Raw genomic sequence first — 4,420 nt, 5'->3', positions numbered from 1 at the left:
CCGAAACAAGACGCCGCATGCCTCCCTCATTCCGAGCTAGACCATGCCAGACCAGCGGAAATCAAGCGATGATGTTCGGTTGAGATACGGCTTCTTAGGAGGTCGGACGGGGGTTCCGGTGGCGGGGCTGATCGTGGGGGAGTTGAGCCGGTGGAGACGGAACAGCGTGTGGTGCGCCGCAGCTTGTTGTTTTCCCGGTTGTTGTGGGTCCTGACCGCCGTTGCCGTTGTACTTCTGGCGTTCTGCTTGATCAAGCAGAACCTTCCCGGCCACCTGACGAGGTCCTGGCCGTGGCGGCTGCAACTTCTGGACATCGGCAGTGCGGTCACGGCGGTGCTGGGAACTGGAGGGGCTTCGCTCGCCCGGGCCCAGTACGCGCAAACCGTCAGACCTTCCCTGGGCTCGTCCGGGCATGTCTACGACCGGGCCCCGCGCGGCGGACTGGTCTGGACGTTCCAACTCGTCAACGGCTCACAGGATGTGGCCGTGATCAGAAGCGTCGCCTACTGGCTGACCTTCACCCAGACCGTGCTCGACGCGGGGGCGGCCAACCCGGAGCGCTGGCTGACTCAGGAGGAGATGGTGGCGGCGATCGCGGCGCGACGACTGGTGAAGGGCGCGGACTTCGACTTCACCCACGTGGGGCGCGGCGCTGTGACAAGTGCAAGCCGCCGAACCGGCCTTGGGTGGTTCTCGGAGAAGGCTATGCGGGAAGTCGAGGACCTCTACGTGCAAGTGACGGTACTGGACCGCGCGGGGGACACCCATGAACGGGTGCTGCCGCTGATGAAGAACGTTGATCGAGATCTTCGGCACCCCACCCTTCCTGTGTTGGTCTAAGAAGCCGTTGTCTTTCCGAGAGTGCGGGTGTGTTTCCGCTGGTCAGGTGTAGGGGTGGTGTTTCGGCGGGAGGGACGGGTTGTTGTGTCGTCTCTTCGATGGAGGTGCCGGGATGCCGTCGGTGATGGGGCTGCTGGAGGAGCGTGAACGCGTCGCTCGGCAGCGGGTGGATGCTCTCCAGGCCGAGCTGCGGGAAGCCGAGGCGGTGTGGGAGCGGTTCGTGATTGCCCGTGAGACGGTGGGTGAGGTTCTGGCGGAGCCTCGCGGAGGCGAGGACGTGGTGCCGGTCGTGGTGGCCGGCGAACGGCCGGTGCAGGTCAGGCAGGCGGTGCCCGGCTCAGTGGTGCCTCGCTGTGAGGAAGGGCTCGCCCCGGCGGTTCTCGCGCCGGACTACCAGCGGATCATGGACGTGCTGGCCGGCGGGAACGGGATGAGCGGGGAGGCGATGGACTGTCGTCAACTCGCGGCGGCCTCGGGCTGGAGCCGGTCCCGGCGAAGGTGGAAGGGGTGCGGTCGAAAGCCAAGCGGCTGGCCGCGCGGGGCTGGCTGGCGGAGGAGCGTCCGGGGCTGTTCAGCGTGCCCGTCGGGCGAGGCGGCGGCTCATGACCGTGCTCATCGCCCACTTGATCACTGCCTCCGAGGTGTCGGTGCGCGTCTCGTAGTCGCGGGCCAGTCGGCGTGAGTGCATCAGCCACGCGAACGTGCGCTCCACCAGCCACCTCTTCGGCAGCACGGTGAAACCGCTGGTGTCGTCGCTGCGTCTGACCACGGTCAGCGCGATCCGCCAAGCGTCGCGGGCGAGGTCGACCAGGCGCCCGGTGTAGCCGCCGTCGGCCCACACCCGCGTGTCGCGCCAGTGCCGTTCACACAGCCGGGCCAGGAGTGTCTTCCCTGCGTCCCGGTCAGTGACCGAGGCCGCGGTCACCATCACGGCCAGCAGCAGTCCGAGGGTGTCCACCACGATGTGCCGCTTGCGGCCGTTGATCTTCTTCCCGCCGTCGAAGCCTCTGGTCGCGCCTGGCACCGACGCGGCTGCCTTCACCGACTGCGCATCGATGATGCCGGCCGTCGGCTCCGGGTCCCGGCCCGCGGCCCGGCGGACCCGGTCGCGCAGGAGGTCGTGGAACTCGGCGGTCAGGCCCTTGTCCCGCCAGCGCCGGAAGAAGGCGTAGACGCGGTCCCACGCGGGGAAGTCCGCAGGCATCGCCCGCCAGGTGATACCACCCGCGACCAGATAGCGCACCGCATCGACCATCTGCCGGTGGCATGCTCTCCGGTTGCCCGCCGCGGCCCTCGAGCCAGCCGGGAACCGGCATTGCGTCACGTACGACGGTCCACTCCGCGTCGCTCATGTCGGACGGATACTTCGGTCGCCTGTACGGCCGGTCCGCTGCGTTCCCGAACCGGTGAGCGAGACAATCACACGACGGGGATGCCGAGTTGGACGCCATCAACGCCAGCACGGAAGACTGCAGCACCAGGGGCCTCCTGACCTGGGTCCGTATCCCCTTTCCGCTGCTGCGTCAGACGGCCTGGCTTTTGACGGTGGCGACGATCGCGTTCAACGGCGCGGCGGCTTGGCCGGATCCGCTGGGTGTGGGCATGCATGCGGTCATTCCGGTGCTGTTCGTGGTGGCGGTGGAGGCCGCCCGGCATGCGATCGGCCGGATCGCTGACATCACGGCGGACCGGCACATGGAGGGAGTGCGGCTCACCCGCTGGCTGCTGTCACCGGTCCCGACGTTCCTGTTGTGGCGCCGTATGAAGTTGTGGGAGCTGCGTTCCTACGAGGAGGTCATCCAGCTGGAGCAGGAACGTCTCGTCTACCAGTCCAGCCTTCACTCCCGGTTCGGCCGCGCCTGGCGGCGCAAGGCTCCGGTGGAGTCGTTGATGCCGCTGCGCCTGGCCCGCTACGGCGTCCCCCTCGCCGAGACGGCCCTGGCCGGCCTGGCCGCCGCGGGCATTGACGAGCCGCCGGTCCAGTTCACTGTCGGGCGATCCCCGGTTCCGGGGCGGCGGCCAGGCCTCGAACTCGGGGCCGCTGCCGACCAGGAGCGGGAACTCGTGGACGCGGGTGGCGCGGGCCCTCGGTCGAGGGGGCCGATGCGAGCCGCGCACCCCGAGCAGACGCACGAACGGGGAGACGAGGGGACCGCCCCACATCTCGCGAGCGCCTACCAGGACTGGATGGCCGCTTTCGGATTCGAGCCCACGAGTGCGCAGTTCGCGATGTGGCTCCAAGACCGGTACGGCATCGCGACCGCGGCCGGCGGGCCGCTGTCTGATGAGCAACTCGAACCCCTGCTGAGGCTCCTCAAGGAGCGTCACACGCCCGCGGCCGAGACCGGGGCAGTTCCCCGAGACCTGGATGGCGCGGACGCGGGTTGGGGTGACTACTTCTGCAACGCCTGGCGCGCGTACGGGCAGGAGCACGGCGCGTACCCCGATGCCGCCACCCTCGCCACGTACGTCTACCGGCGGGACCAGATCACCGGCGGAGACGGCCGGCCCATCACGGGCGGCGACCTGGAGGGCTTCGTCGCCGCCTTCCGGCAGCGCGAGTTCGACGAGGCGGAACCGCCCGGCGAGGAAGCCGCCGATTCCGCCGGACAGCCGTTCCCCGGCGAGCCCTTCCCGAAGGAGGGCGAGCAGACGCCGGCCGGCGCGGGAGCGCACCCCGCCAAGGAATTGCGCACTCCCGGGGTGCGCGCCGCCATCGACGAACCGACGAGCGAGGACGACTCGATGGGGGAGGCCACCGCGCTCACCACCGTCGACCGCTACTACCTTGCCTGGCTGGAGTTCCGCAACCGGCAGGGCGGCGAAGAGCTGTCCTCCACGCGGGAGGCCGACCAGCTGTCTGCCTACCTTGCAAGCACCAAGGACATGTACGGCCGCGGCGGGAAACCGGTCAGCCCGTCCACCCTGCGCCGCTACCTCTTGCCGTTCCGCGTCTACCATCTCTGGGCCGAGCAGCGGGTGCGCACCGAAGCCCCCTCACCCGAAGCCATTGCGCAGGAGTGCGCAGCCCACGGCATCACCGCACAGCACAACAAGCCCCTCACCACCGACCACATCGCCGAACAGGCCGTCGACTTCGAGCGGCGCTGGCAGGCCCTGACCCGCCACCACGCCCAGGCACAGCAGTGAGAACCCGCGCCTGCTCGCCATGCGCACCAGCAGTCCAGACAGCCCCAACCGGCTGGGCAATCAAAGATCCGCAGATGGACGGCCGCTTCATACGGTCTACAGCTCTGTAGGATCCGCGATTCCGTGAGCACTGTTTCCTGCGGAAACGCCGGAATCCGGGCTTCATTAGCACTGCCTCTGTCGGCCGATCATGAGCACCAGCGTGGTCACGAAGTCGCGGGCCGAGGCCGCAGGCTCGACGAACACGCAGGTCACGAGATCGACTGCTCACCGAGCCGCGGATTTGCCAAGCCGTTGTCAACGAACAGCCTTCACTGTCAGCGGAGTTGCGGATCCTAGAAGCTGTATCTCAACCGATCATGGAACGTGCGGGTCGAACAGGTTTCCCGCTGGGGTGATCTTCCCGTTGTGCGCGCATGAAGACAGGGCC

3 protein-coding genes and 1 pseudogene are annotated in these 4,420 nt (G+C 68.3%); 3 read left to right on the top strand and 1 reads right to left on the bottom strand.

Annotated features, from left to right (window positions below; translation table 11 throughout):
* Window positions 1–150: 150 nt before the first annotated feature.
* Both ACWC09_RS52245 and ACWC09_RS52240 read left to right on the top strand, forming a co-directional pair.
* Window positions 151–840 (top strand): hypothetical protein, encoded by a 690-nt coding sequence (locus ACWC09_RS52245; RefSeq protein WP_450859336.1) that lies wholly within the window; start codon window positions 151–153, stop codon window positions 838–840.
* 112 nt (window positions 841–952) lie between these two features.
* Window positions 953–1,446 (top strand): annotated as a pseudogene (locus ACWC09_RS52240) (hypothetical protein).
* Here ACWC09_RS52240 and ACWC09_RS52235 read toward each other — a convergent pair.
* Window positions 1,412–2,095 (bottom strand): IS5 family transposase, encoded by a 684-nt coding sequence (locus ACWC09_RS52235; RefSeq protein ID WP_450859334.1) that lies wholly within the window; start codon window positions 2,093–2,095, stop codon window positions 1,412–1,414. The pseudogene ACWC09_RS52240 and the gene ACWC09_RS52235 overlap by 35 nt on opposite strands.
* A 185-nt stretch (window positions 2,096–2,280) precedes the next feature.
* Here ACWC09_RS52235 and ACWC09_RS52230 point away from each other — a divergent pair, with 185 nt between their 5' ends.
* The gene (locus ACWC09_RS52230; protein ID WP_450859332.1) at window positions 2,281–3,990 is read left to right on the top strand and encodes a DUF2637 domain-containing protein; all 1,710 of its coding nucleotides are present in this window, start codon (window positions 2,281–2,283) and stop codon (window positions 3,988–3,990) included.
* Window positions 3,991–4,420: the final 430 nt, after the last annotated feature.

Source organism: Streptomyces sp. NPDC001617 (assembly GCF_053596855.1).
The sequence above is the reverse complement of the archived record's forward strand: the minus strand, read 5'-3'. Positions and strand labels throughout refer to the sequence as shown.

Excerpts from the sequence above, each read along its gene's own strand:
- ACWC09_RS52235 (WP_450859334.1), bottom strand. The coding sequence starts at position 2,095 with ATGGTCGATGCGGTGCGCTATCTGGTCGCGGGTGGTATCACCTGGCGG.